Here is a 23686-nt window from a genome sequence, read left to right on the forward strand (position 1 = left end):
CAGCCCCCGGAAGGTCGGGGCAGGGAGGCCGGATTCAAGCCCCCGTCCGCTGGCCGCGCATTCTACTGCAGTTCTGCGCAGACCGAGACGGCCTCCCGATACAGGTCAATGTACTCTCTGGCCGGCTGTTCCCAGGAAAAATCCTGGCGCATGGCGTTCTGCTGGATGTGCGCCCATCGGGGCTGATCGCGCCAGATGCGGCATACCCTTTCAAGGCTGGTCCATAGGGCGTGGGGGCTGTCTCCGTCAATCCGAAAGCCGTTACCCCGGTCGGCGGGAAAAGGCGTGTCGCAGTCCACGACCGTGTCGGCGAGGCCACCGGTGGCACGCACCACGGGCGGTGTCCCATAGCGCAGGCTGTACATCTGGTTCAGGCCGCAGGGTTCGAAACGGGAGGGCATCAGGAAGCTGTCGGCCCCGGCCTCGATGCGGTGGGCGAGGGTCTCGTCGAAGCCGATCTGTACCGCGACGTGGGCGGGAAGGCGTTGGGCCAGGGTCTGGAAGCCGGCCTCCATGCCCTTGTCACCACTGCCGAGCACGACCAGTTGGGCTGGCAGCGCCGGCAGACCATCGGCGATGGCAAGCAGGAGGTCGAGGCCTTTCTGGTGGGTGAGGCGGCTGATTACCCCGAACAGCGGGCACCCATTGGTGACCGGGAGCCCCATCTGCGCCTGCAGGGCGGCCTTGTTGAGCTGCTTGGCGGCGGGCTCGTCTGCCGAATAGGGATGGGGCAGGGCGGTATCGGTGGCCGGGTTCCACACGCTGGTGTCAATGCCGTTGAGGATGCCGCGCAGGGCGTCAGCCCGGTAGCGCAGCAGGGGGGCGAGGCCGTAGCCGAAACGCGGGTCCTGGATCTCCCGGGCATAGGTGGGGCTGACGGTGGACAGCCGGGTGGCAAACTGCAGGCCGGCTTTCAGGAAGGATAGCTGGTTGTGGTATTCCACCCCGTCAAAGCGCCAGGCATGCCCGGGCAAGCCCAGTCCGGCGAGCATGTCATGACCGAAGCACCCCTGGAAGGCGATGTTGTGAACGGTGATGACGCTTGCCGCGCCACCCTCGTAGTGCAGGAAGGCGGGCGCCAGGCCACCCTGCCAGTCATTCACATGCACCACGTCGGGCTGCCAGCCGAGGGGGGAACCCGGCTGGCCGAGCCGGGCGGCGACCCGGGACAGAAGGCCGAAGCGTCGGGCATTGTCGGGTTGGTCCTGGCCCTTGCTGTCCAGATAGGGGTTGCCGGGGCGGTCGAAGAGCTCGGGGCAATCCAGCAACAGCAGGGGCAGGCCATCGCTGTGGGCGGCCAGCAGGCGGGCGGCGGGCAGTGCGGGGGCCAGAGCGGGCAGTTCCGCCACGGTCCGGGCGTCTGGAAAGGCGGCCCGCAGCGCGGGATAGCAGGGAATGAGGACGCGGATATCCACTCCAGCTTGACGCAGGCTGGCGGGCAGCGCGGCAGCGACGTCACCGAGGCCACCGGTCTTGACCCAGGGTGCCATCTCCGAGGTGACGAACAGCACCGAGAGAGGTTTCACAGCCATACCATCAGCCCCAGTTCGAACTTATGGGTCAATAGGGCGTGTTCGGGAAAGGCGCGGATGCGGTATTCCAGCTTGCCGCACTGCTCCGGGGTCAGGTCGAGTTCGAATAGGTGCTCGCCATGGTCCAGGGCGCCGCTGTGGGTGAGGCTGTAACGCCGGGCCCGGCCGTGGTCCGTGTCCGGGCGCCCGAAGAGGGCCTCCACCGTGACATCCTCCGGCAGCAAGCCACCTAGCTGAACGGCCACCTGCACGCGTACTGCCTGACCGAAGGGCACCCGGCCCGTGGGGGTTTCCAGGCAGCGCAGGCGGACCCCGGCCCAGGCGTTGCGGATTCGGGTCTTCCAGTCGGCCAGGGCGCGGGCGGGAGCAAAGCCGTCGGCGCCGAGTCGGCGGCCCTGGCGGGCGGCGGGGGCGTAAAACTTCTGCACGTATTCGCCCACCATGCGGATCACGTTGTAACGGGGCGCAATGGTGGCGATGGAGCGCTTTGACATGGCGACCCATTCGGGTGAATACCCCATCGGGCCGCTGCGGTAAAAGGTGGGGATGACCTTGTCCTGGAGCAGTTCGTAGAGGGTGCGAGCCTCCTCCGCGTCCCGACGGGCTTCATCCAGGTGACCCGAAGCGGGCTTGATGGCCCAGCCATTGGGGACGTTCCCCCGGTCGTCGTACCCCTCGCCCCACCAGCCATCCAGCACCGACAGGTTGATGGCCCCGTTCATGGCAGCCTTCATGCCCGAGGTGCCGGAGGCTTCCAGCGGATAGATGGGGTTGTTGAGCCACACGTCCACCCCGGCCACCAGGCGCCGCGAGAGGTGCAGGTCGTAGCCTTCCAGCAGCAGGATGCGGCCTTCGAACTCCGGGCGGGCCGCCATCTCCGCGATGCGCCGGACGATCTCCTGACCGGGATGGTCGGCCGGGTGAGCCTTGCCGGCGAAGAGGAAGAGGACGGGTCGGTCGGCGTCGCAGATGATGCTGCGCAGGACTTCCGGATCGTGAAAGAGCAGCGCGGCGCGCTTGTAAGTGGCGAAGCGCCGGGCAAAACCGATGGTGAGCACATTGGGCTGGCTCGGGTCGGCGAGCTTGAGCAGCCGATCCAGGTGGGCCGGTGAGCCCTGGTTGCGCAGGTGCTGCTCGCGCACCCGGTCACGCACCAGGTAGAGCAGGTGCGACTTGAGCAACTGGCGCACGCTCCAGTAGGTCTGGTCGGGGATGCGGTCGATGCCCTCCCAACTGGCGGGGTCGGTCTGGCGTTGCTGCCATCCGACACCGAGATAGCGGTCGAAGGTTTCGTGCCATTCGGTGGCCAGGAAGGTGGGCAGGTGGACGCCGTTGGTCACGTAGTCCATGGGGTTCTCAGCGGCGCTGAGTTGCGGCCAGAAGTGGCTGCAGATGCGCGCCGACACGTCGCCATGGATGCGCGAGACGCCGTTCTGGTGGCGGGAGCCGCGGATCGCCAGGGCTGTCATGTTGAAGTCGGTCTTGCCCGGCTCGGCACCCAGGGCCAGCAGGCGCTCGCAGGTGATGCCGGTATCCCTCTCCCAATGGGAGAAATAGCGCCGGATCACGTCTTCCGCAAAGTGGTCATGGCCGGCCGGCACGGCGGTGTGGGTGGTGAATACCACGTTCGCGGCGGTGGCCTCCAGGGCCGCGGCAAAGGGCTGGCCCGCGGCCACCAGGCCACGGATGCGCTCCAGGATCAGGAAGGCGGCGTGGCCCTCATTGACGTGCCAGACAGTCGGCTTCAGGCCGAGGGCGGTCAGGGCGCGCACGCCGCCGACGCCCAGCAGGATCTCCTGCTCGATGCGGGTATTGCGGTCACCACCGTAAAGGCGGTGGGTGATCTCGCGGTCGTGCTCGGTGTTTTCGGGGAGCCAGGTGTCGAGGAGGATCAGGCGCACATGCCCGATTCTCACTTCCCAGACCTTGGCCTGCACCGAGCGACCCGGCAGGTCCACCTCGACCCTCAGCTCCCGGCCTTCGGCGTCATGGAGCGGTGCGACGGGCAAGTCGTCGAAATCCGAATCGGTGTAGGTGGCGTGTTGCTGACCGTCGGCATCCAGGGTCTGGTGGAAGTAGCCCTGGCGGTACAGCAAGCCGATCCCCACGAAGGGCAGCCCCATGTCACTGGCAGCCTTGCAGTGGTCACCCGCGAGAATGCCGAGGCCGCCGGAATAGATCGGCAGGCTCTCGTGAAAGCCGAACTCCGCGCAGAAGTAGGCGATCAGATCGTCGTCGCGGAAGGGCCGGCCGTGCACGTGGGCCATCGATGGCAGGTCGTGATACGTGTCGTAGGTGGATAGCACCCGAGCCATGCTACCCAGGAAGACCGGGTTCTCCGCCGCTGTGTCCAGGTGTTTCTGGTCGGCACGTTTCAGGAAGGCCTTGGGGTTGTGATCCACGGCCTTCCACAGGGAACGGGAGAGGCTGGCAAAGAGGGAGCGGGTGGGGCGGTCCCAGCTATACCAGAGGTTGTTTGCCACCTCTTCGAGGCGTTCAAGGCGCAGGGGAATCCGGGGATTGACTTCGAGTTTATAGACGGTGCCGGTCATGGCGTACGGGGCTCGATGGTGATCTGGAGTTGGAGGGTGCAGTCGTCGTCGGGGATCGTCCAGCCAAGGCTGACTTCGGTCGCCTGCATGATTTTCTCAAAGCCCGCTTCCGACTGGGAAACGGTGTGGTGGGGGCGGCCACAGACCCGGGCCCCGGAGGCGATGGTGAGGCGCAGGAGGCCGCCGAGTACGCCGTCCTCAAGGGTCAGCCCCGCGGCCTCGGGCAGGTCGAGGGCCTGGCCGAAACCACAGGGAATGTGTCCGTCCTCGAGCACGTAGCGCCCGAGGAAACCGTCGCAGCTAGGCATGGCCAGATTGAGGGTGGTGGTGAGTTGCTGCCCCGCGAGACCCCTCAGCTGCCAGTGCACGTCGATGGTGGCTGCCGTCACGGTGTAGGTCTTGTCGATGCCCTCGCGCTGGAAGAGAGCCGGGCTGTCGTCCGCCTGTCGATAGTCAGCCAGGGTGTGGCCGTCCAGCTGGTCCAGCCAGAGGACCCGGGGATGGGGGTCGGGCAGCACATCGGAGGCCTCCACCGGATGCTTGAAACGCACGATGTCGTGGGCCGAGGCGATGCCGCTGCCGTCGTGCTGGCTGGGGCCGGCACCGATGCGTTCGTGGTAGTGCTCGCTGTGGCGGCGCAGGGTGTCGCCGAAATTGTGGGTCAGGGGATAGCTGGACAGTTCGTGGACGGCGCCGAGCCCGTCATCCCGCAGGGCGATCTGCAGCAGTGGAGTGGTGACGAGGGTCTCCCGGCAGCCATCCAGGTCCATATCGTCAGGGCGGCCGGGGGCTCGGGGCTGCAGGCGATCGAGACCGGCCTCGAGGGTGAGGATGTTGTTCCACACGGCCCGGCGCAGGTGGGGCAGGTAGAGCCCGCCGAAGAGCCCGTGCCAGTAGGCGTCGTTGGCCTGGGCACGGTACAAGGCCTCGGTGAGTTCCGCGGGGGGCGCGGGTAGTGCGGTGAGCCGCGCCGACAGGCCCTGCATGCGCTTGTGCATCCAGTTGGCCTCCGGGTAGCGGGACAGGAAGTTGCGCCAGATGCCACCACGGATGAAGGGGCGGTGCAGGTCGCCCCGCCCCGCCGCCTTCTCGCTAGCGAGGAGCCGGGCATAGGTGGCGGCTGCCGGCATGGGCAGGGTCCACTCGTTCATCTCGCTGTAGGAGGCGGTGGGCAGGTACACAATGCCGCGGGTGGCTTGGCGGGCGTGGAAATCGGCGTAGGTGGCGGTGCGGATCCTGGGGCTGGCCAGCACGCCTTCGATCAGGGCCTTGAGCCAGCCCCGGTTGTAGACCCAGTCGTAGGTTTCAGGCCAGATGCCGAATTTCTCGATGTCGTCGAAGTAGATGGCGGCGCTTTGGCCACTGTCGGCCATTTGCTCCAGGTAGGCCACCACCTCATGGGCAGGATGGAAGGGCAGGCGGTAGCGCAGGGCTTCGGAGATGGGAAAGAGATCGAGGCGGGTGCCATCCTCCTCCGTGCTGAAGTGGCCGTCCAGCTCGCTGGCGCTGCGGCCGGTACAGAAGAAGTGGTAATCATCGACGGTCACGTAGCGGATGCCGGTTTCGGCCAGGGCCGGTACGACCGCGGATTCCCATACCCGCTCGGTGAGCCATGCACCCTGCGGGCGTATGCCGGTCCAGGTGGTGAGCTTATCGTTGAGCGCGGTGAGCTGGCCCACCCTGTCCCGGTGCGGAATTGCGGCGAGCACGGGTTCGGTGTCGCCGGAGCTGAACATCTCCACCTGGCCGCGCCGCACCATCCCGGCGAGCATCTCCATGTCGTCCGGAAAGCGCGTGCGCAGCCAGTCCAGCAGCCAGCCGGAGAAATGGGCGGCGAAGCGGAAGTCCGGGTAGGCGTTGAGGGTTTCCAGGAAGGGCTTGTAGCAGCGCCGGTGGGCATCCTCGATCACTTCGGGGAAATTGCCCACGGGTTGGTGGGCATGCACACCCAGGAGCAGGGTCACGGCGCGGGTCAAGATGGGTCTCCGTCGGGTCAGGTGGCGCGCCGCATGGTGCCACCGCTCTCGGGGGCGCCACCACCGCGGCTGATGGGGTGGTCGAGGCTGCTGGGCGCGGGAAGCCCGAGCAACCGGTAAAGGGCACGGATGTTGTCCCGGAACAGCTGGTCGAAGGCGCTTACGGATTCGGAGGCGTTGTAGTCGCCCAACCACCAGAACCAGTCCGAGCTTTCGCATACGGCCAGCAGGGCAACAATCTGCTGGCGTTGGCCCGCGTCCGCCGCCGCGTTCTCGAGAACCCGGTCGGCACATTGCTTGACCTCGCAGAGCAGCTCCCAGGCGTGGTTCTTGTCGGGGTTGCCGATCCAGGTGGACAGGGTGCCGTAGACCCAGCTACCGGCGACCAGGCGGGGCAGGCGCCGCCGTCGGTGCCGATGGCCTTCTTTCGCTTCTGAAAGGGTCAGGGTGCGGATGGCCGGATTTCGGGCGAGGCTCTCGTAAAGGTCGTTGAAGAAGTACCAGCCGTTGTAGGGGTAGTACTCCCAGGCGTTTTCACCATCAAGGAAGACCGGGATGAGCCCTTCCGGAGCGCGCTCATGGAGGGTGATCACTTCGCTCATGAAGTGGGCCGCCGCGTCGCGGCCGTGCCAGCGGGCATACTCAAAACCGATAAGGTCGGAGAGATGCTCGTTGCGGAAAAACAGGGTCAGGTCGCCGGGAATGTCTTCCGGCGCCTGCCACGGCACGCCCGTGTCGGCGCCAGGACCGGCGGAGTGCTGAAGCACCCCCTGGCTGCTTGCCGTCCAGGTGAATCCTGCGTCGGCGATCTGGCGCAGAAAGGCCATCGACAGGGCGCCTTCTGCCGGCCACAAGCCCTTGGGCGTCTGGCCGAAGCGCTGTCGGTGGCTGTGCTGGGCAAGCTGCAAATGGGCCTCGACCCGAGAGCGGCCGCCGGGGTAACCCGGTGCCGCGGGTAGCTGGCAATCGGGCTGCGCTTCGCGGGCCACGCCGAAATCCAGCAGCAGGGGGGCCAGCGGGTGGTGAGAGGGGGTGCAGCTAAGTTCGATCTGGCCGCGGTCGGCAAGTGCGCGATAGCGTGGAACGAGTCCGTTAAGTACGGCGCCGATCTCGCTGACCAGGGCCTCGCGGTCGGCCAGCTCGAAGTTGCCTCCCTTGGCCATCAAGGCTGCGATGGGGCCGGGGCTCCGACGCAGGCTCTCTCCGCTCCAGGCAAGGACATACCAGGTGGCCAGATCGGCGTAATACTGCCCCGAGAGGTAGGCGAGGCCGTCGGCGTCCTGACTGCGCACGAAGGCAAGCAGGTCACGCAGGCGCCGATAGGGGGCAAACGGCTCCAGCATGGTCGGGGCGTGGCAGCGGAAGGCCATGTCCAGGAGCCAGTTGCGGTCGGCCGGCTCGAGTTGGTCGGGGTTCGGCCAGGCGAGGATGCGCAGCAGCGGGTCGCGCCACTGACGGGTGGCGAGCTGGTCGCAGTAGTCCTCGATCTGGGCCAGCAGGACAGGCACGAAGTTGACCGTGCAGCGGATCGCCGGGTGGCGTTCCAGGTGACTGGCCATGTCCGGATAGTCCTTGAGCGCGTGGAGCAGGGCCCAGGGCAACGTGAAGTGGCCGGTCTCCGGATGCCGGTAGTCCGGCTGATGCATGTGCCACAGGAAGGCGAGATCCGCCACGGTGCTGATCCCGGAGGCTCAGGTGGTTGGGGCCGCTGCGCCCTGGCCGAGCATCTCGGCGGTGACCAGGGTGACACCGCCGGGCGAGACAAAGAAGCGCTTGCGGTCCTCGTCCGGATCCAGTCCGATGCAGAGCCCTTCCGGTATGCGCACGTTCTTGTCGATCACGCAGCGCCGGATCACCGCATGCCGGCCGATATCCACGTTGGGCAGGATCACGGAATCCTCGACCCGGGCCCAGCTATGCACATTGACACTCGAGAACAATAGCGAGCGCTTTACCGTGGCCCCGGAGATGATGCTGCCACCGGAGACCATGGAGTCCACTGCCATGCCGCGCCGATCGTCGTCGTCGAAGACGAACTTGGCAGGGGGGAGCTGCTCCTGGTAGGTCCAGATCGGCCATTCCCGGTCGTAGAGATTGAGATCGGGGGTGACCTTGGTCATTTCCATGTTGGCTTCCCAGTAGGCGTCGATGGTGCCCACGTCACGCCAGTAGGGTTGCTGATGGTCGCTGCCCACGCAGGAGTCGGCAAAGCGGTGGGCGAACACCCGGTAGCGCGGCACGATGTGGGGGATGATGTCCTTGCCAAAATCCCGGCTCGACCCCCTGGTCAGCGCGTCGCGGCCAAGCTGCTCATAGAGAAAGTCGGCGTTGAAGATATAGACGCCCATGGAGGCCAGGGCCCGTCCCGGGTTGCCCGGCATGGGGGGCGGACTGGCGGGCTTCTCGACAAAATCGATCACCCGGCCTTCGTCGTCCACATTCATCACCCCGAACTCCCGTGCCTCGGCAATGGGCACATCAATGCAGGCGACGCTCATGTCAGCGTGATGCCGGGCGTGGAAGGCCAGCATGCGACCGTAATCCATCTTGTAGATGTGATCGCCGGCGACGATCAGGATGTGGCGCGGGCTGTTGTGGCGGAGAAAGTTGAGATTCTGGTACACGGCGTCGGCGGTGCCCTGGTACCACTGGGTTTCATCGATCTGCTGCTGGGCGGGAAGAAGCTGGATGAACTCGCCGAAACGCCCGTCGAGGAAGCTCCAGCCCCGCTGGATGTGACGGATCAGGCTGTGGGCCTTGTATTGGGTGGCCACCCCGATCTTGCGGATGCCGGAGTTGACGCAGTTGGACAGGGTGAAGTCGATGATGCGGAACTTCCCCGCGAAGGGTACCGCCGGCTTGGAACGGAAATCGGTAAGCTGCTTGAGACGGCTGCCGCGGCCGCCGGCCAGGATGATGGCGAAGGTATTGCGGGTGAGCTGGCTGATGAAGCGCAGGTCGGTCTGATCACGCATCTCGCAATACGGCAGATGCGGACAGGTGTTGCTCGGGGCCACGATTGTTCTCCCTTGCTACTGTTTTGCCGTATGGTACTGCGCGAAGGGGGCGGAAATGCAGCTATCTGATGCCATGCATCTTTTCAATGAAGGGCGCAACGTGCAATCGTACCGGTTGCTGGGCGCCCATCCGGATGCGACCGGTACCGTGTTCCGGGTTTGGGCACCGAATGCCGTGGCGGTGGCGGTGGTGGGCGACTTCAACGGCTGGGACGGGGATGCCGACCCCATGCACAGCCTGGGTGGCGGCGGCGTGTGGGAAGCACGGGTGGCGTCGGCCCGGCCCGGCAGCCTGTACCGTTTTGAGATCACTTGCCAGAACGGCGGCGGGCGTGTGCGCAAGAGCGACCCCTATGCCCGCGGTTTCGAGTTGCGTCCTGGCTCCGCCGCCCGCGTGGCAGGCCCATCGCAGCATGTCTGGCGCGATGCCGCATGGATGGCCCGCAGGGCGGTCTGGGACTGGTTGCATGCACCGGTCAACATCTACGAGCTGCACGCGGGTTCATGGATGCGTCACCCGGATGGCTCACCCTACCGGTGGCCGGAGTTGGCCGAGCGTCTGATCCCCTATGCCCTGCAGCAGGGCTATACCCATCTGGAGCTGCTGCCCATCACCGAGCACCCCCTTGACGAATCCTGGGGCTATCAGACCACCGGCTATTTCGCGCCGACCTCCCGCTATGGCTCACCGGACGAGCTGCGCGCCTTCATCGATGCCTGCCACCAGGCTGGGCTGGGGGTGCTGCTGGATTGGGTTCCGGGGCATTTCCCGCAGGATGACTGGGCCCTGGCCCGCTACGACGGCACCGCGCTCTATGAGCACGCCGACCCGCGTCTGGGGGTACATGCGGACTGGGGGACGCACATCTTCAACTACGGCCGCCACGAGGTTCGCAGCTTCCTGCTGTCGTCGGCCCACTGGTGGCTGGCGGAGTTCCATTTTGACGGCCTGCGCGTGGATGCAGTGGCGTCCATGCTCTATCTAGATTATTCCCGCCGGCCCGGCGAGTGGCTGCCCAACCGTTTTGGCGGGCGCGAGAACCTGGAGGCCATCGATTTTCTGCGCGACCTCAACACCCTGGTGCACGGGGAGTTTCCCGGTGCTCTGACTTTGGCGGAGGAGTCCACCGCCTGGCCGCAGGTCTCGCGGCCGGCCTACACGGGGGGGCTGGGGTTTTCGATGAAGTGGAACATGGGGTGGATGAACGACAGCCTGCGCTATTTCCGGCGTGACCCGGTGCATCGGCGCTGGCATCACGACGAGCTGACGTTCGGCCAGATGTATGCCTACAGCGAGAACTTCGTCCTGCCCCTGTCCCACGATGAGGTGGTGCATGGCAAGGGCTCGCTGTTTGGCAAGATGCCCGGCGACGAGTGGCGGCGGCGGGCCCAGTTGCGCCTGCTGCTGGCCTGGCAGGCGTGTACCCCGGGCAAGAAGCTGATGTTCATGGGCGGCGAGTTCGGCCAGGTCCGGGAGTGGTCCGAAGCCCGCGAGCTGGACTGGTTCCTGTTGGCCGACGCCGGTCACGCTGGCATCCGGCGCCTCTCCGCCGACCTCAATCACCTCTACCGCGATCTGCCCGCGCTCCACGAGCAGGATTTCGAGCAGGCGGGTTTCGAATGGATAGACTGCCACGACAGCGAGCATTCGGTGTTGGCCTGGCTGCGTCTGGCCCGGGATGGCCGTTTCGTGGTGGTGCTTGCCAACTTTACCCCTGCGCCCTGCAGCGACTACCGCATTGGCGTGCCCCGGGCGGGAATCTACCAGGAGATCCTCAACTCCGATTCAGCCCACTACGGGGGCAGCAATCTGGGTAACGGGGGGCGGCTTGAGGCGGTCGAGGGGGCCTGGATGAACCGGCCGGCCAGTCTGGTGGCAAACCTGCCGCCCCTGGCCGTGGTGATCCTTCAACCGGCCTGAAGGCGGGTTGCCGCCAGGGCCAGGGCACCGAGCAGACCGAGGCGCTCTTCGGTGACCAGATGGATGGGCGTGGCTTCGGCCAGCGGGCGATGCTCCCGTTTGGCGTTGAAGGCTGTCACGAAGGGCGCTGCACCAGCACCGTCAGGGAGCAGCTTGGCGGCCATGCCCCCGGCCAGGTAGACCCCGCCCCGGGCGAGCCACTGCAGGGCCAGGTCGCCGGCGAAGGCGCCGTAGGCTTCCAGCCACAGGTCAAGGGCCCGGCGTGCCAGTGGGTCGCTGCCGTCCAGGGCTGCGGCGCCCACACCGGCCGGGCTGTCTGCCCGACCACCCAGGAAGCGGAGGATGCGCACCAGGCCCGGCCCCGACACCACGTCCTCCACGCTGACCCGGCCCGTTTGGGCCAGCAGCGCCTCCGCCAGTTTCAGTTGTTCCGGCGTCTGGGGCGAGAAGCCCATATGGCCGCCCTCGCCGGGAATCACCTGGCTGCGTTCGCCATTCCAGATAATGCCCGCCACCCCGAGCCCGGTGCCGGCGCCGAGGATAACCCGGGGCGCCCGGGCCAGTGGCTGGCCGGCCTGCAGCGGTACGATGTGCTGCGGCGCGACCAGGGGCAGGCCATGGGCTGCAGCGGCAAAATCATTGACCAGCCCCACATGCCCGATGCCGAAGCGCCTTTCCAGGGCTGACGCGGACAGGTGCCAGGGCAGGTAGGTCAGGTCCGCCGTCTGCCCGTCGGTAGGCCCGGCGACGCCAAAGCAGGCCGCCGCCGGTATGGGGCCACCCGCCAGGAAGTCGTCCAGCAGGGGGGCGAGTCCTTCATGTTCGCAACTGGCGTAGCGCTGCTCGCGCAGGATGGAGATACCTTTGGCGTCGAGAGAGGCCAGGGCCAGCAAGGTTTTGGTGCCGCCGATGTCGCCGCCGAGCAGCAGGGTATTCATTGCGCACCCTCTGAAACGACAAAGCCCCCGGACCAGGGCCGGAGGCTTCGACTTGCGATGTCGTGCACGATGGTGCCCGGAACGGGACTTGAACCCGTAAGGCTTGCGCCGGCGGATTTTAAGTCCGCTGTGTTTACCAATTTCACCATCCGGGCGGGGAGGGCTTCAGCGCTGGGGCTGTTCCGGCAGGGTGATGTTGACTTCGAGGATCTCGCAGTTGTCCTGCTTTTCGAGCTGGACCTTGATGTCGTCGGGGCCCACATTGACGTACTTGGAAATCACGGCGATCAGCTCGCGCTGCAGTTCCGGAAGGAAGTCCGGTGCCCGGTTGGTGCCCCGCTCGTGGGCGATGATCAGGGACAGGCGCTCCTTGGCAACGGAGGCGGTCTTCTGCTTGGAGCCGAAGAAATAGGAAAGAAGGGACATCTCACTTGCCTCCGAAGAGGCGCTTCAGCAGGCCGGGCTTTTCGTAGGTGACGAATCGCAGGGGCCGATCTTCGTCGAGGAAGCGGGCGATGACGTCCTGATAGGCGGTGGCGACGTCGCTATCCTTCAGGTGGATGGCCGGGGTGCCCTGGTTGGAGGCCTGGAGCACGTCGTCGGATTCGGGGATGACGCCGATCAGCGGCACGCGCAGCAGCTCCTGGACGTCCTTGTAGGAGAGCATCTCTCCGTCCTCGACGCGCTTCGGGGAGTAGCGGGTGACCAGCAGGTGTTCCTTGACCGGCTCGCGGCCTTCCATGGCGCGGCGGCTCTTGCTTTGCAGGATGCCGAGGATGCGGTCGGAGTCGCGCACGGAGGAGACTTCGGGGTTGGACACGACGATGGCTTCGTCGGCGAAGGTGAGGGCCATCACGGCGCCCCGTTCGATGCCGGCCGGGGAGTCGCAGATGACGTAGTCGAAGCCCATGTGCCCGAGCTCCTTGAGCACCTTCTCGACGCCTTCTTCGGTCAGCGCGTCCTTGTCGCGGGTCTGGGAGGCGGGCAGGATGAAGAGGTTTTCGCAGTGCTTGTCCTTGATCAGGGCCTGGTGCAGGTTGGCCTCACCGTTCACCACATTGATCAGGTCGTACACCACGCGACGTTCGCAGCCCATGATGAGGTCGAGGTTGCGCAGGCCCACATCGAAGTCGATGACGGCGGTCTTGTAGCCACGCAGGGCCAGACCGGTGGAAATGCTTGCGCTGGTGGTGGTCTTGCCGACGCCACCCTTGCCGGACGTTACTACGATGACGCGTGCCACGATGTCCCCTTAAGTCGTATGAGTCGCCGCTTCAGTCGTTCTGAAGCGGCATGATTTCGAGAGTATGCAGATTGTCGGATCCGCTCAGCCGGACGTGGGCACCGCGCCCCGCGACAGCCTGCGGGATGCCCCGTTCGAAGGTGCGGTACACCCCGGCAATGGAGACCAGCTCGGGGCCGAAATTGGTGCTGAAGATGCGCGCACCGGTGTCGCCCCGGGCGCCGGCCAGGGCGCGGCCGCGCAGAGGGCCGTAGCAGTGGATGCAGCCATCGGCGATGACCTCGGAGCCCGGGCTCATGCCGGCCAGCAAGACCAGATCGCCACCCTTGGCATACACCTGCTGGCCGGAGCGCAGCGGACGTTCGACGACCATGGTGGGCGCTGCCGTGGCTGGCGCTGCAGCCGGCTGGGGTGGCGGAGGTGCTTCGACGGGGGCTGGGGCTGGGGCCGGTGGCGGGGCCTGGGGCGCGGCGATGGGGCGCTCGGGGGAAATGCCCTCCGGACCGAGAATGGCCAGATTGGCGCGGCGGGCGCCGTCGTGCAGGTAGTCCGGCAGGTTGCGCACACCAATCGGCTGTACCTGGTAGCGGCGCAGCAGGCTGATGATGGCGGTCCAGTCCACCCGGTCCGGTGTGCTGACAAGCTGGGCGAAGTCGAGCACCGCCGGTTCGCCGGCGAAGAAGTCCGGCATGCCGCCGAGCATCATGTGCAGGGCGTCGGCAAGACGCACGGCTTCCGTTTCACGGAGGTGGGCGGTCATCACCGCCAGGCTGGCGCCTTTGAACTCGATCAGTTTGCCCTGCAGGGAAGCGTCGGCCATGGATGTCGGGTGGAGGGTTAGCGGACTTAAACCGGTGAAGTCTACTTTTCAGCGGGGTTTCGGGCAAGTCCGCTCGCCAAATGACTGAAGATCAATGCAGGATGCGGGGTTCGGCGGGGGGCTCCGCGAACAGGGCGGCCACATCTTCGGCATCGAAGCGGTATTCGTGGTTCGACAGATCGTCGTGAATCAGGATTTCGCCGTGTTCTTCGAGCATGGCTTCAAGCTCGGGCCGCCCCAGGGAGCGCAACATGTCGCGTACTTTGTCCCAGTCCTGGGGCCAGTCGTGGGTTACTTCGCGGGCATCCAGGAGGCGCACGGTTTCCTGGTGGAAGAGACGGATCAGGAGTTCCTCGGCGGGAAGCCCGAGGAGCTCGTCCTCGCGCACCGTGGCGGCCAGGCGGGTGATCCGGTCCCAGCCGTCCGGATCCTTGCGGTCGGCATCGGGGAGCTTCTGCAGGAACAGGCAGGCTGCGCCGCGGGAAGAGGCTGCGGTGTGCAGGGCTGCGGGTTGCTGCTCGGACTGGGTGAGGTAGTGCTCGAAGATCTCGGCGACGGAGTTGCCTTCGATCGGTACGAAGCTTTGGTAGGGGTGGCGCAGGCCGGGCATGTCCAGGGTCAGCAGGAGCTGGCCGTCACCCACCAGGTCGGCGATGCTGACCTTGCCGGCCACCTCGTCACTGGCCTTGGCGTAACCGCGCAGGTTGAGGGCCTCGGTCACGTCCACCACCAGCAGGCTCACGGGGCCGTGGCCCTGAAGCTGGATGGTGAGGCGGCCTGCCTGCTTCAGGTTGCCGCCGATGACGCTGGCTACCGCGCTCATGGCGCCGAGCAGGTCGCGCACCGTGGACGGGTAATTGCGCGAGGCCAGCAGGGCTTGCCAGACGTCGTCGAGCCTGACGAAGGCGCCGCGGATGTCGAGATCTTCAAGCAGAAAGCGCTGGAGGATGGAGGTGCTCATTCGGTCGTCCCTGCCGGGCTGAGAAAGCTGGTGTAAAGGGCGGTGTCGAGGCCGACCAGCAGTTGCCCGCCATCGGTCTCGATGACCGGCCTGCGGATCAGGCTGGGGAATTCCTGCATCAACGCGACGGCGGCGCTCTGGGTGTCGATGGCCTGGCGCTCGACCGGCAACTTGCGCCAGGTGGTGCCGCGGGTGTTGATGAGGCTCTTCCAGCCGATGGCCTTGCTCCAGGCATGGAGGCGGGCGGAGTCGATGCCGGACTTCTTGTAGTCGTGGAACGTGTAGGCCACCGCGTGCTCGTCGAGCCACGCAAAGGCCTTTTTCATGGTGTCGCAGTTCTTGATGCCGTAAATCGTTGTCATGGTGCGGAAGCAGCGCGACGCCCCGGGAGGCGTCGCTGGAAAATCATGGGGATGGGGCGGATTTTAGCGGCCTGCAGCAGTGCCCGGGCTTATTTCTTCAGCGCCTTGGCGAAGGCCGAGGCCAGGGAGCCGGCCATGGCGGGTTCCCGGCTCGGCTTGGCTGCGGCTGGGCGGGCAGTGCTGCGGGGGGCATCCCGTCGATCCCCTGCCGGCTTGCCGCCGCCCTGGGGTTGGTCGCCCATCCGCATGGTCAGGGCGATGCGCTTGCGCGGCAGGTCCACTTCGATGACCTTCACCTTCACCACCTGGCCGGCCTTCACGACGCTGTGTGGATCCTTCACGAAGCGATCCGCCAGGGCCGAGACGTGGACCAGGCCGTCCTGGTGTACGCCGATGTCCACGAAGGCGCCGAAGTTGGTGACATTGGTGACTACCCCCTCGAGGATCATGCCCACCTCCAGATCCTTCATTTCCTCGACACCCTCCTTGAAGCTGGCGGTCTTGAACTCGGGGCGCGGGTCGCGGCCGGGCTTGTCGAGCTCCTTGAGGATGTCCTGCACGGTGGGCAGGCCGAAGCGCTCATCGGTGTAGCGCTCGGGCTTGAGCTGGCTGATGGTGCGGGAGTCGCCCATCACCTCGCGGGCGTCCTTGCGGATGTCGGCGAGGATGCGCTCCACCAGCGGGTAGGCTTCCGGGTGCACTGCCGACGCATCCAGCGGATTCTTGCCATTGCTGATGCGCAGGAAGCCGGCGGCCTGTTCGAAGGTCTTGGGGCCGAGGCGGGGAACGTCGAGCAGGGCCTCGCGACTCGGGAAGGGACCGTTGGCGTCCCGGTGGGCGACGATGTTGGCGGCCAGGGTGGGGTTGAGGCCGGAGATGCGGGTGAGCAGGGCGGCGGAGGCCATGTTCACATCCACGCCAACGGCGTTCACGCAGTCTTCCACCACCGAATCCAGGGCCCGGGCCAGGCGGGTCTGGTTGACGTCGTGCTGGTACTGGCCGACGCCGATGGATTTGGGGTCGATCTTGACCAGTTCGGCCAGCGGGTCCTGCAGGCGGCGGGCGATGGACACCGCACCGCGCAGGCTAACGTCGAGGTCCGGGAATTCCTTGGCGGCCAGTTCGGAGGCCGAGTACACCGAGGCGCCGGCCTCGGAGACAACGATCTTCGTCATGTGGAGCTCGGGGCGCAGCTTGATCAGGTCGGCGGCGAGCTTGTCGGTCTCGCGGCTGGCCGTGCCGTTGCCGATGGCGATCAGCGACACATTGTGCTTCTCGCACATCTTCGCCAGTGCGTGCAGGCTGCCGTCCCAGTCCCGGCGGGGCTCGTGGGGGTAGATCACTCCGGTGTCGAGAAGCTTGCCGGTCTGGTCAACCACCGCCACCTTGACGCCGGTGCGCAGGCCGGGGTCGAGGCCCAGGGTGGCGCGGGGGCCGGCGGGGGCGGCGAGGAGGAGATCCTTCAGGTTGCGGCCGAAGACGCGGATGGCCTCTTCCTCGGCCTTTTCGCGCAATTGGCCGAGCAGTTCCAGTTCCAGGTGCAGGGAGATCTTGACGCTCCATGCCCAGCGCACGGTTTCGCGCAGCCAGGCGTCGGCGCCGCGCCCTTCGTCACGGATGCCGAAGTGGCCGGCGATACGTCCCTCGCAGGGGTTGGGGCCGGGGGCGCTGCCGTCAGTGGGGTCGGAGTCCAGCCCCAACTGCAGGCGCAGGAAGCCTTCGTTGCGGCCGCGGAACAGTGCCAGGGCCCGGTGGGAGGGCACGGTCTCGATGGATTCACGGAAGTCGAACCAGTCGCGGAACTTGGCCGCAGCGGGGTCGTTTTCCTTCTCGGCGATCACGGTGGAGGCGACAACGCCGTGGTCGGCCAGGTATTCCCGCAGCTTGCCGATCAGTTCGGCATCCTCGGCAAAGCGCTCCATCAGGATCTGGCGGGCGCCGTCGAGCACCGCCCGGGTGTCGGCAAAGCCCGCCTCGGCGTTGAGGTAGGCGCCGGCTTCGGTCTCGGGGACCAGGTTGGGGTTGGCGAGCAGGGCGTTGGCCAGGGGCTCAATGCCGGCTTCGCGGGCGATCTGGGCCTTGGTGCGGCGCTTCTGCTTGAAGGGCAGGTAGAGGTCTTCGAGGCGCTGCTTGGTTTCGGCGTTCTCGATGGCGTCACGCAGGGCCGGGTCGAGCTTGCCCTGCTCGTCGATGCTCGCGATCACCGCGGCGCGGCGGTCTTCCAGTTCGCGCAGGTAGGTCAGGCGCTCTTCGAGGTTGCGCAGCTGGGTGTCGTCCAGGCCGCCGGTGACTTCCTTCCGGTAGCGGGCCACGAAGGGCACGGTCGCGCCTTCGTCAAGAAGCTGGACCGCCGCAGAAACCTGGCGGGGTTGTACACCTAACTCGGCGGCAATGCGTTGTTCGATCGGCAGAAGCATGGACGGTTGCTGGCGTGGAAAAAGGGCGCATGGTGCAGAAACCCGGCCGCCGCTGCAAGCCCGTCGCCCGACAACTTTCCGGTAGAATTCGCCGATTATTCGTGCCGTGGGCAGCCCCCACCCGTGCACGCCCCGCCGGCCGTCTGTTTCGACGTGCCCGGCCTCGCAGGAGATACACACCCAATGAACCCCCTATTCGCTACGCTGGCAGCGGTGGCGTTCGGTCTGATGGTGGTCGGAAGCGATGCTTCCGCCGCGCCGCAGCCCGCGCACCCGGCCAAGGCCGCAAAGCCTGCCGCGTCCAAGCCGGCCCCCAAGCCGGCCACCCAGAAACCCGTTGCCCAGAAGCCTGCCGCCAAGGCAGCGGCCCAGAAGGCCGCGCCGGCACCCAAGGCCGTTGCTGCCCGCGCGCCGGCCGCCAAAGACGATGGCATGGATCGGCACGCCGTTCGGGTTTTCCCAATCCGGGTCCATCGTCGGGCACTGCTTCGCCGGCGCGGTGACCGATGGCAATATCCGCGACGCCGCCCGCGTGATGGCGGAAAGCAGTCTGGTGGACCACGGCTGGTGCTATGTGAACAACGACGATTTCTGGCAGGTGAAACCCGGCAGCAATGATCCCACCTTGCAAGGCCCCGAGCGCGACGCGGAGGGCAATATTCTAACCAACAAGCGCTTTCCCGACATGAAGGCGCTGACCGACTACATTCACGGGCTCGGTTTGAAAGCCGGTTTGTATTCCTCGCCGGGACCGCTGACCTGCGGCGGATGCTCGGGCTCGTTCGGCCATGAGGAACAGGATGCCGCCAGTTATGCCAAGTGGGGATTTGACTATCTGAAACACGATTGGTGCTCGTATCGTCCCGAGTCCGAAAAGGACCGTGCCAAACCCGCGCCGCGACTTTCCGTGCTGGATAGCATCACCAACGACGAGAAGCCCAAGCTGATGATCCCCTACGCCACGATGCGCGCCGCGCTGGACCGCCAGCCGCGCGATATCCACTACAGCCTGTGCCAATACGGCATGGGAAATGTCAGCGAATGGGGCGATATGGTGGGCGGCAACAGTTGGCGCACCACCGGCGACATCAACGACTCCTGGAGCAGCATGGCGGGGATCGGTTTCAAACAGGCGGGCCTGGAGAAATACGCCAAACCCGGACGCTGGAATGATCCGGACATGCTGGTGGTGGGCCATGTCGGCTGGGGGCCGGCCCTGCATCCCACCAAGCTGACTCCTAACGAACAATACACCCACATTTCGCTGTGGAGCCTGCTCGCCTCGCCGCTGCTGATCGGCTGCGATCTCACCAAGCTGGACGATTTCACCGTCGGTCTCCTCACCAATGATGAAGTGCTGGAAGTCAATCAGGACGAACTCGGCAAACAGGCAGGCCGCATTTCCAAGGATGGCAACGGCGAAGTCTGGGCCAAGCAAATGGTTGACGGATCATGGGCCGTGGGATTGTTCAACCGCGGCACCGCGCCGCTCCAGGTCTCGTGCGACCTCTCGCTGCTCAACATCAGGGGCGCCGCCCAGGTCCGTGATCTGTGGCGCCAGAAAAACGAAGCTCCCGCCAGCGGCAAGATCACCCGGACCATCCCGCGCCACGGCGTGGCCCTGCTGAGGGTGAAGTGAGGGGGATGGGAGCCTCCGCGGATTTGGGAAGTTCGCGCGATCTTGACACCAATCCGCAGAACACATAGACACTGGGCGAGCGGGGGAAGCCCCCGATGCTCCTCCGTGTTCGAACAATCCCATGAAATCGAAACTTCTCGCCCTATCCGTGCTCGCGTTGCTGACACAGGCGTACGCCGGTTCCAAACGACTGCCTGTTCTCAACCAGCCGATCGCCAATATGGCCACCGTTGAGGTGGCGCCGATTGTGGTCAATCTCAATCAGGTTTTTGGAACCGAGGCGATCGACGATCAGGTGGTGAGGTTCACCTCATGGTATTCGTTAAGTGGGGCGCCGGTGGTGCTCGACTTCGCGCTGTTCAGCCAACGAACGCCTGCCACCCGGGCGAATTTTCTCAATTATGTGAATGGTGGGGATTACGTCGATTCCATCATCCACCGGAGTGTTCCGGGTTTTGTAATCCAAGGGGGTGGGTTTCGCTTTGGCACCGGTGGGTTGGAATCCGTTCCGACCGATCCTCCGGTGGTGAATGAGTTCGGGGTTTCGAATACGCTCGGGACCATCGCCATGGCCAAACTGGGAGGCGATCCCAACAGCGCGACCAGCCAGTGGTTTGTCAGCCTGGGAGCCAACTCGGATACCCTGGATCCCCAGAACGGAGGATTCACGGTTTTCGGCAGGGTCACGAAAGGCACCTTTGGCAATGCCCAGATTTTCGGAGATCCTGTGGATTTTCCGATCTGGGATGCGGGTGGCGCGCTCAACGAACTCCCGCTTTTCCAGTCGTTTGTGGACGGGATCGGGCAGTCGTGGCCGGATTATTCGATCCTCTTCGAAAGCGTCACGCTGGAACCCCTCCCGGCCGGTCAGGCGGGGGAATCCTCGATCCTAACCTATTCGGTGGTTTCCAACAGCAATTCGGCCCTTGCCTCGGCCGTCCTAAACGCGGGCAATCTGACCGTGACCCCGGTGTCCGGTCAAACCGGGTCCACCACAATCACAATCCGGGCGACCGATAGCGTGGGCAACACGGTGGATGACACGTTCCTTGTGACCGTCAACGCCTCTGACACCTACAGCACCTGGGCGTCGCGCACGACGTTTTCCAACAATCTGAGCGCGATGACCCAGAACGGGGACGGAGATGCGCTGAACAACCTGCAGGAATACGCGTTTTTCGGGAATCCTTCAACCTCGGCGCAACCGGCGCTTCCCGTGAACGGCACGACGGGAATCGCTCCGGGTGCCCGCTACATGACTTTGGCATTTCCGGTCCGAAAGTTCACCACCGGGCTGACCTACACGGTTGAATCCAACACCGGCCTCGACGGATCATGGACTACCGTGTGGAGTTCGACTGACGGATTCTCACATGCGCAGGTGGTTTCCGCCGTTTCACAGGCCGACCGCACGCAGGTGACGGTGAAGGACGTTGCGGCCATCGGGTCCAGCACCCGCCGCTTTATGCGGGTCAAGGTGGTTCAGAACTGAAGAACTCCCTCTCTATCCAAATGCATGGCGCCCTGATGCTGATGGGACTTTCGGGGGCGACGCTCACGGCGGACGAGGAACGGTTGGTTAGGGACTTGCAGCCGGTCGGTTTTCTGATCGACGCCGTATTGGGTGCCGGGCCGCGGGAGATGCGCGCGTTGACTGACAGCTTGCGGAAGCTGAGCGGGCGGCAGCCGGTGGTGGCGGTGGGGTTCGAAGTCGCGAGGCGTTTGGCGGCCGCGGGAGGAGGTCCCGTCCTGCCGGGGGCTGCGGATTTGATAGGAAATAGCGATTTGAAAACGACCGCAACCGCCGGCATGCTGACTGGCGAGATGTTTGGTTTGTTAGGTATCAACATGTGTCTGGGACCCGTGCTGGATCTCGGCGATCCGGGCGGTGCGGCGGGCGCGTGGAGCAGGGATCCCCAGCGGGTGATCGACCATGCCGGGCAGTGGAACCGCTGGCTGAGGAAACGCGGCGCGGTGTGTTGCGCGGGACGGTTTCCCATCGGAAATGCGGCCCGCAGCGAGGATGATGCGGATACCCTGCAACGCGGCCCCCTGCTGCCCTACACCGCGCTGATGCCGGAACTGGATGCGATCCGGATGGCGGCGGGGGAGATGGCCGGGATCGAATCGGGACTGCCCGCCACCATGGCTTCCGGTGTCGTTGGCAAACTGCTGCGGGACCGCCTGGGTTTCGATCATCACGCCGTTGTCAGCGCGGATTTGGCTGAGGTGTCCGCGGTTTCCGGCATTCCTCCGGCCGATTGCGCGCGCAAGGCGGTTGAAGCCGGATGCGATCTGATTCTATTGGCGGATGGCGCGGCGATGGGTTCCGCCATTGCTGCGGGGATGGCCAAGCTGCCCATTCCGGTGTTAGGCGACGCCTGGCAACGGGTCGAGCGGCTCCGGGATAAGTTGCAGTGGCCCCGCCCGTGGTCGGAGGCGAAGTGGGCGGAGTGGTCGGCGAAGGCGTGCGATCTCCTGCCGACTTTCGGTTGGAACCGGCTTCAATCGCCGTGAATCACCGAGGTCTCCATCGTTTTCACAAACGGCGGATTGTGGTTGGTGGTGGCGGTCAGTTTGAACCGATAAACGCCGGAGTGCGGCAACACCACAGTCGGATTGATCGAGCTGGCGTTCTGGATACTGGCCTTCTCACCTTCGGTCTGGGTCCAGAGCACCGTGGCCACGTTTTGTCCGTTGAACTTGGCATAGGCGTCGGAAAGCTGCACCGAAAGGGGATCCGCGGACGCGCGCTGATAGGATCCGGTGGCGATCTCGAAGGTCCCGGGGTGGACGACATTGATCGCATCCGACGAAGATGCGGTGAAGGTTCCCTGTTTCACACCGTAGAGGCGGAACGTGTATTGGCCGGTATCGGCGATCTGGATGGTCGGGGTGAGGGTGTTGCCGTTGGTGATGACCGCTTCGGGTGTTCCGCTCTCCTGCACCCACGTGTAGGTGACGCCGGTGGTGTCCGTCGGGGTCATCGTGGCGTTAAGGTTGAAAACCCGGCCGGCGCTCGCCATGAGGCTGAAATCCGAACCGGCGTTGACGGAGAAATCCAAACCGGTTTCGGTCTGGGGAAGGCCGTTGACCACCGGAATAATGATGCGCCCCGGTACACCGCTGTTCCACATCTGATAGATCAGGCCCTGCGCATGGTTGGGATCATCGTTGGACAACCGATCAAGGAGCGCCATGGACGTTCCGGATCCTTGGAACTCCATGAAAAGCCCTTGGCCATTGGTCCAGCCGACCCGCGCCGCGGAGCCGCCGAATCCGTAGCTGCCACCGCTGGCGTCGCCGGTTTCCCATTCGATCCGGTTGTAGTTGAACTCGATGTCGAAGTCTCCCGGATTGCGGTCCGCCCGTTCGATGAGAATCAGTTGGAAGGTGTTCGTTTTCTCGACATGTTGGCTGAAGTAGCCGACTTCGCGCCATGTGACGCCGAATGCCTGGCGGCCGTTGACGACGCCGGGAAGGCTGGAAAAGCGGGTGACGCCGGAGAGCGGGTTGCGGCTGTCCACATCCGCCCAGAAGGGAGCGATCATCACCGACTGCTTTTTGATGAGGCTCTCCGGGGTGTAAACGAACAGGGGTGCGTCGCATGTGATGTTGCCGTTGTTATTCACATAGCAAGACGAGCGAGCGACGCCGAAAAGGTTGATGGCGAATCCGAGTTCCACCGTGGTCGCGGGACCCGCGAATTGGGGGTAGCAGTGATCGTCTCCCCGGCTCATTTCGACTTGGTCGAAGCCCGGCCTCACCGCTCCCTCCCGCAGACGGTAAAACCCCCGGAGCCCGGGTTTCGGAACCAGGGCCGTGATGGCCGAGTTGTTTCCGATGTGGAGGCAGCCGCAGTCGGTCCAGGAAACGAGATCCTCGCTGACCTCGACTTGATAAGGCCGGAGCATGCCCCCATGCCAGGACAGTTCGATCTGGCCGTTCGGCGCCGGGCAAATCCCAAGCGACGGAACCTGTTCGGTTGCCGCAAGAGTCGAGCCTCCGACCGCCACAAACACCAGAGCGGCCGTCCGGATAGGCCTGGCAACCCCGCGATTTCCCCGGACGACTGGCGTGGGGCGGCGTTTCGGGCGGTGCTGGAATGATGGAGGCATGGAATTCCCGGCATGGAAAGCGGCACCCGTCGGCACCCGTTTCCGAGGCAAAGATAGCCCGAGGAACATCCTTGGCAAGCCCGGAAAACAGCGAATTTCGCGGAGTCTCCCAGCCGATGTCGCCGTGGTCTGTTGGTTGGGCGGTGCCGCCCGGATCGGCGCCGGATCGGTGAAAGCGGGTGGATTCATC

Annotated in this window: 17 protein-coding genes, 1 tRNA gene and 1 pseudogene; 4 read left to right on the forward strand and 15 right to left on the reverse strand. The window is 65.3% G+C overall.

The window, feature by feature from the left end; all coding sequences use genetic code 11:
- Window positions 1-62: 62 nt before the first annotated feature.
- Genes glgA through glgC form a run of 5 tightly spaced genes read right to left on the reverse strand, consistent with a single transcriptional unit; the run spans window position 63 to window position 9077 of the window.
- The gene (gene glgA / locus J0L98_RS11035) at window positions 63-1532 is read right to left on the reverse strand and encodes a glycogen synthase GlgA (protein ID WP_296411847.1); all 1470 of its coding nucleotides are present in this window, start codon (window positions 1530-1532) and stop codon (window positions 63-65) included.
- Entirely contained in the window at window positions 1523-4084 is a 2562-nt protein-coding gene (gene glgP / locus J0L98_RS11040; protein WP_296411848.1) for an alpha-glucan family phosphorylase, read from the reverse strand. Before glgP ends, glgA begins: the two co-directional genes overlap by 10 nt.
- Complete coding sequence (locus tag J0L98_RS11045; protein ID WP_296411849.1) at window positions 4081-6060, reverse strand: alpha-amylase/4-alpha-glucanotransferase domain-containing protein; 1980 nt, start codon at window positions 6058-6060, stop codon at window positions 4081-4083. Before J0L98_RS11045 ends, glgP begins: the two co-directional genes overlap by 4 nt.
- 17 nt (window positions 6061-6077) lie before the next feature.
- Complete coding sequence (locus J0L98_RS11050; protein WP_296411850.1) at window positions 6078-7733, reverse strand: glycoside hydrolase family 57 protein; 1656 nt, start codon at window positions 7731-7733, stop codon at window positions 6078-6080.
- Between the two features lie 18 nt (window positions 7734-7751).
- A complete protein-coding gene (gene glgC / locus J0L98_RS11055; RefSeq protein WP_296411851.1) occupies window positions 7752-9077 on the reverse strand; it encodes a glucose-1-phosphate adenylyltransferase in 1326 nt (441 codons plus the stop codon).
- Between the two features lie 55 nt (window positions 9078-9132).
- Between glgC and glgB the strand changes: the two genes are divergently transcribed.
- Window positions 9133-10998 (forward strand): 1,4-alpha-glucan branching protein GlgB, encoded by a 1866-nt coding sequence (gene glgB, locus J0L98_RS11060; RefSeq protein WP_296411852.1) that lies wholly within the window; start codon window positions 9133-9135, stop codon window positions 10996-10998.
- On the opposite strand, the gene J0L98_RS11065 is transcribed toward glgB, so the two are convergent.
- The 9 genes and pseudogenes from J0L98_RS11065 to J0L98_RS11105 form a co-directional block, all read right to left on the reverse strand.
- The gene (locus J0L98_RS11065; protein ID WP_296411853.1) at window positions 10986-11936 is read right to left on the reverse strand and encodes a glucokinase; all 951 of its coding nucleotides are present in this window, start codon (window positions 11934-11936) and stop codon (window positions 10986-10988) included. The genes glgB and J0L98_RS11065 overlap by 13 nt on opposite strands.
- Before the next feature lie 70 nt (window positions 11937-12006).
- Window positions 12007-12091, reverse strand: a tRNA-Leu gene (locus tag J0L98_RS11070).
- A gap of 10 nt (window positions 12092-12101) precedes the next feature.
- Window positions 12102-12362 (reverse strand): cell division topological specificity factor MinE, encoded by a 261-nt coding sequence (minE, locus tag J0L98_RS11075; protein WP_296411854.1) that lies wholly within the window; start codon window positions 12360-12362, stop codon window positions 12102-12104.
- 1 nt (window position 12363) lies between these two features.
- Window positions 12364-13179, reverse strand: coding sequence for a septum site-determining protein MinD (minD, locus tag J0L98_RS11080; protein WP_276660735.1), 816 nt, complete (start codon window positions 13177-13179; stop codon window positions 12364-12366).
- Window positions 13180-13210: 31 nt separating this feature from the next.
- Window positions 13211-13999 (reverse strand): septum site-determining protein MinC, encoded by a 789-nt coding sequence (gene minC, locus J0L98_RS11085; protein ID WP_296411855.1) that lies wholly within the window; start codon window positions 13997-13999, stop codon window positions 13211-13213.
- Between the two features lie 91 nt (window positions 14000-14090).
- A complete protein-coding gene (locus tag J0L98_RS11090; protein WP_296411856.1) occupies window positions 14091-14960 on the reverse strand; it encodes an Hsp33 family molecular chaperone HslO in 870 nt (289 codons plus the stop codon).
- Window positions 14957-15322 (reverse strand): ArsC family reductase, encoded by a 366-nt coding sequence (locus J0L98_RS11095; RefSeq protein ID WP_296411857.1) that lies wholly within the window; start codon window positions 15320-15322, stop codon window positions 14957-14959. The genes J0L98_RS11090 and J0L98_RS11095 overlap by 4 nt, the downstream gene beginning before the upstream one ends.
- Window positions 15323-15411: 89 nt before the next feature.
- Window positions 15412-17739 carry a Tex family protein gene (locus J0L98_RS11100; RefSeq protein ID WP_296411858.1) on the reverse strand — a complete coding sequence of 776 codons (2328 nt, stop codon included), beginning with the start codon at window positions 17737-17739 and terminating at the stop codon, window positions 15412-15414.
- 405 nt (window positions 17740-18144) lie between these two features.
- Window positions 18145-18240, reverse strand: a pseudogene (locus tag J0L98_RS11105) (phosphoenolpyruvate carboxykinase domain-containing protein); the annotation flags it as partial.
- Between J0L98_RS11105 and J0L98_RS11110 the strand changes: the two are divergent.
- From J0L98_RS11110 to J0L98_RS11120, 3 genes are all read left to right on the forward strand, one after another.
- Window positions 18239-19378 (forward strand): glycoside hydrolase family 27 protein, encoded by a 1140-nt coding sequence (locus J0L98_RS11110; RefSeq protein ID WP_296411859.1) that lies wholly within the window; start codon window positions 18239-18241, stop codon window positions 19376-19378. The pseudogene J0L98_RS11105 and the gene J0L98_RS11110 sit on opposite strands and share 2 nt — an antisense overlap.
- A gap of 121 nt (window positions 19379-19499) precedes the next feature.
- Complete coding sequence (locus tag J0L98_RS11115; RefSeq protein ID WP_296411860.1) at window positions 19500-20870, forward strand: peptidylprolyl isomerase; 1371 nt, start codon at window positions 19500-19502, stop codon at window positions 20868-20870.
- A 35-nt stretch (window positions 20871-20905) separates the two neighbouring features.
- Window positions 20906-21895 (forward strand): glycoside hydrolase family 3 N-terminal domain-containing protein, encoded by a 990-nt coding sequence (locus tag J0L98_RS11120; protein WP_296411861.1) that lies wholly within the window; start codon window positions 20906-20908, stop codon window positions 21893-21895.
- Here J0L98_RS11120 and J0L98_RS11125 read toward each other — a convergent pair.
- On the reverse strand, window positions 21883-23686 hold a 1804-nt coding region (locus J0L98_RS11125), incomplete at its 5' end, for a nidogen-like domain-containing protein (protein WP_296411862.1). The genes J0L98_RS11120 and J0L98_RS11125 overlap by 13 nt on opposite strands.

The organism is Zoogloea sp., assembly GCF_017302315.1.
Taxonomy (GTDB): Bacteria; Pseudomonadota; Gammaproteobacteria; order Burkholderiales; family Rhodocyclaceae; genus Zoogloea.

Coding starts and splice junctions, on each gene's coding strand:
- glgA (WP_296411847.1), bottom strand. CDS start 1,532: ATGGCTGTGAAACCTCTCTCGGTGCTGTTCGTCACCTCGGAGATGGCA.
- glgP (WP_296411848.1), bottom strand. CDS start 4,084: ATGACCGGCACCGTCTATAAACTCGAAGTCAATCCCCGGATTCCCCTG.
- glgB (WP_296411852.1), top strand. CDS start 9,133: ATGCAGCTATCTGATGCCATGCATCTTTTCAATGAAGGGCGCAACGTG.
- J0L98_RS11065 (WP_296411853.1), bottom strand. CDS start 11,936: ATGAATACCCTGCTGCTCGGCGGCGACATCGGCGGCACCAAAACCTTG.
- minE (WP_296411854.1), bottom strand. CDS start 12,362: ATGTCCCTTCTTTCCTATTTCTTCGGCTCCAAGCAGAAGACCGCCTCC.
- minC (WP_296411855.1), bottom strand. CDS start 13,999: ATGGCCGACGCTTCCCTGCAGGGCAAACTGATCGAGTTCAAAGGCGCC.
- J0L98_RS11090 (WP_296411856.1), bottom strand. CDS start 14,960: ATGAGCACCTCCATCCTCCAGCGCTTTCTGCTTGAAGATCTCGACATC.
- J0L98_RS11095 (WP_296411857.1), bottom strand. CDS start 15,322: ATGACAACGATTTACGGCATCAAGAACTGCGACACCATGAAAAAGGCC.
- J0L98_RS11100 (WP_296411858.1), bottom strand. CDS start 17,739: ATGCTTCTGCCGATCGAACAACGCATTGCCGCCGAGTTAGGTGTACAA.
- J0L98_RS11115 (WP_296411860.1), top strand. CDS start 19,500: ATGAAATCGAAACTTCTCGCCCTATCCGTGCTCGCGTTGCTGACACAG.
- J0L98_RS11120 (WP_296411861.1), top strand. CDS start 20,906: ATGCTGATGGGACTTTCGGGGGCGACGCTCACGGCGGACGAGGAACGG.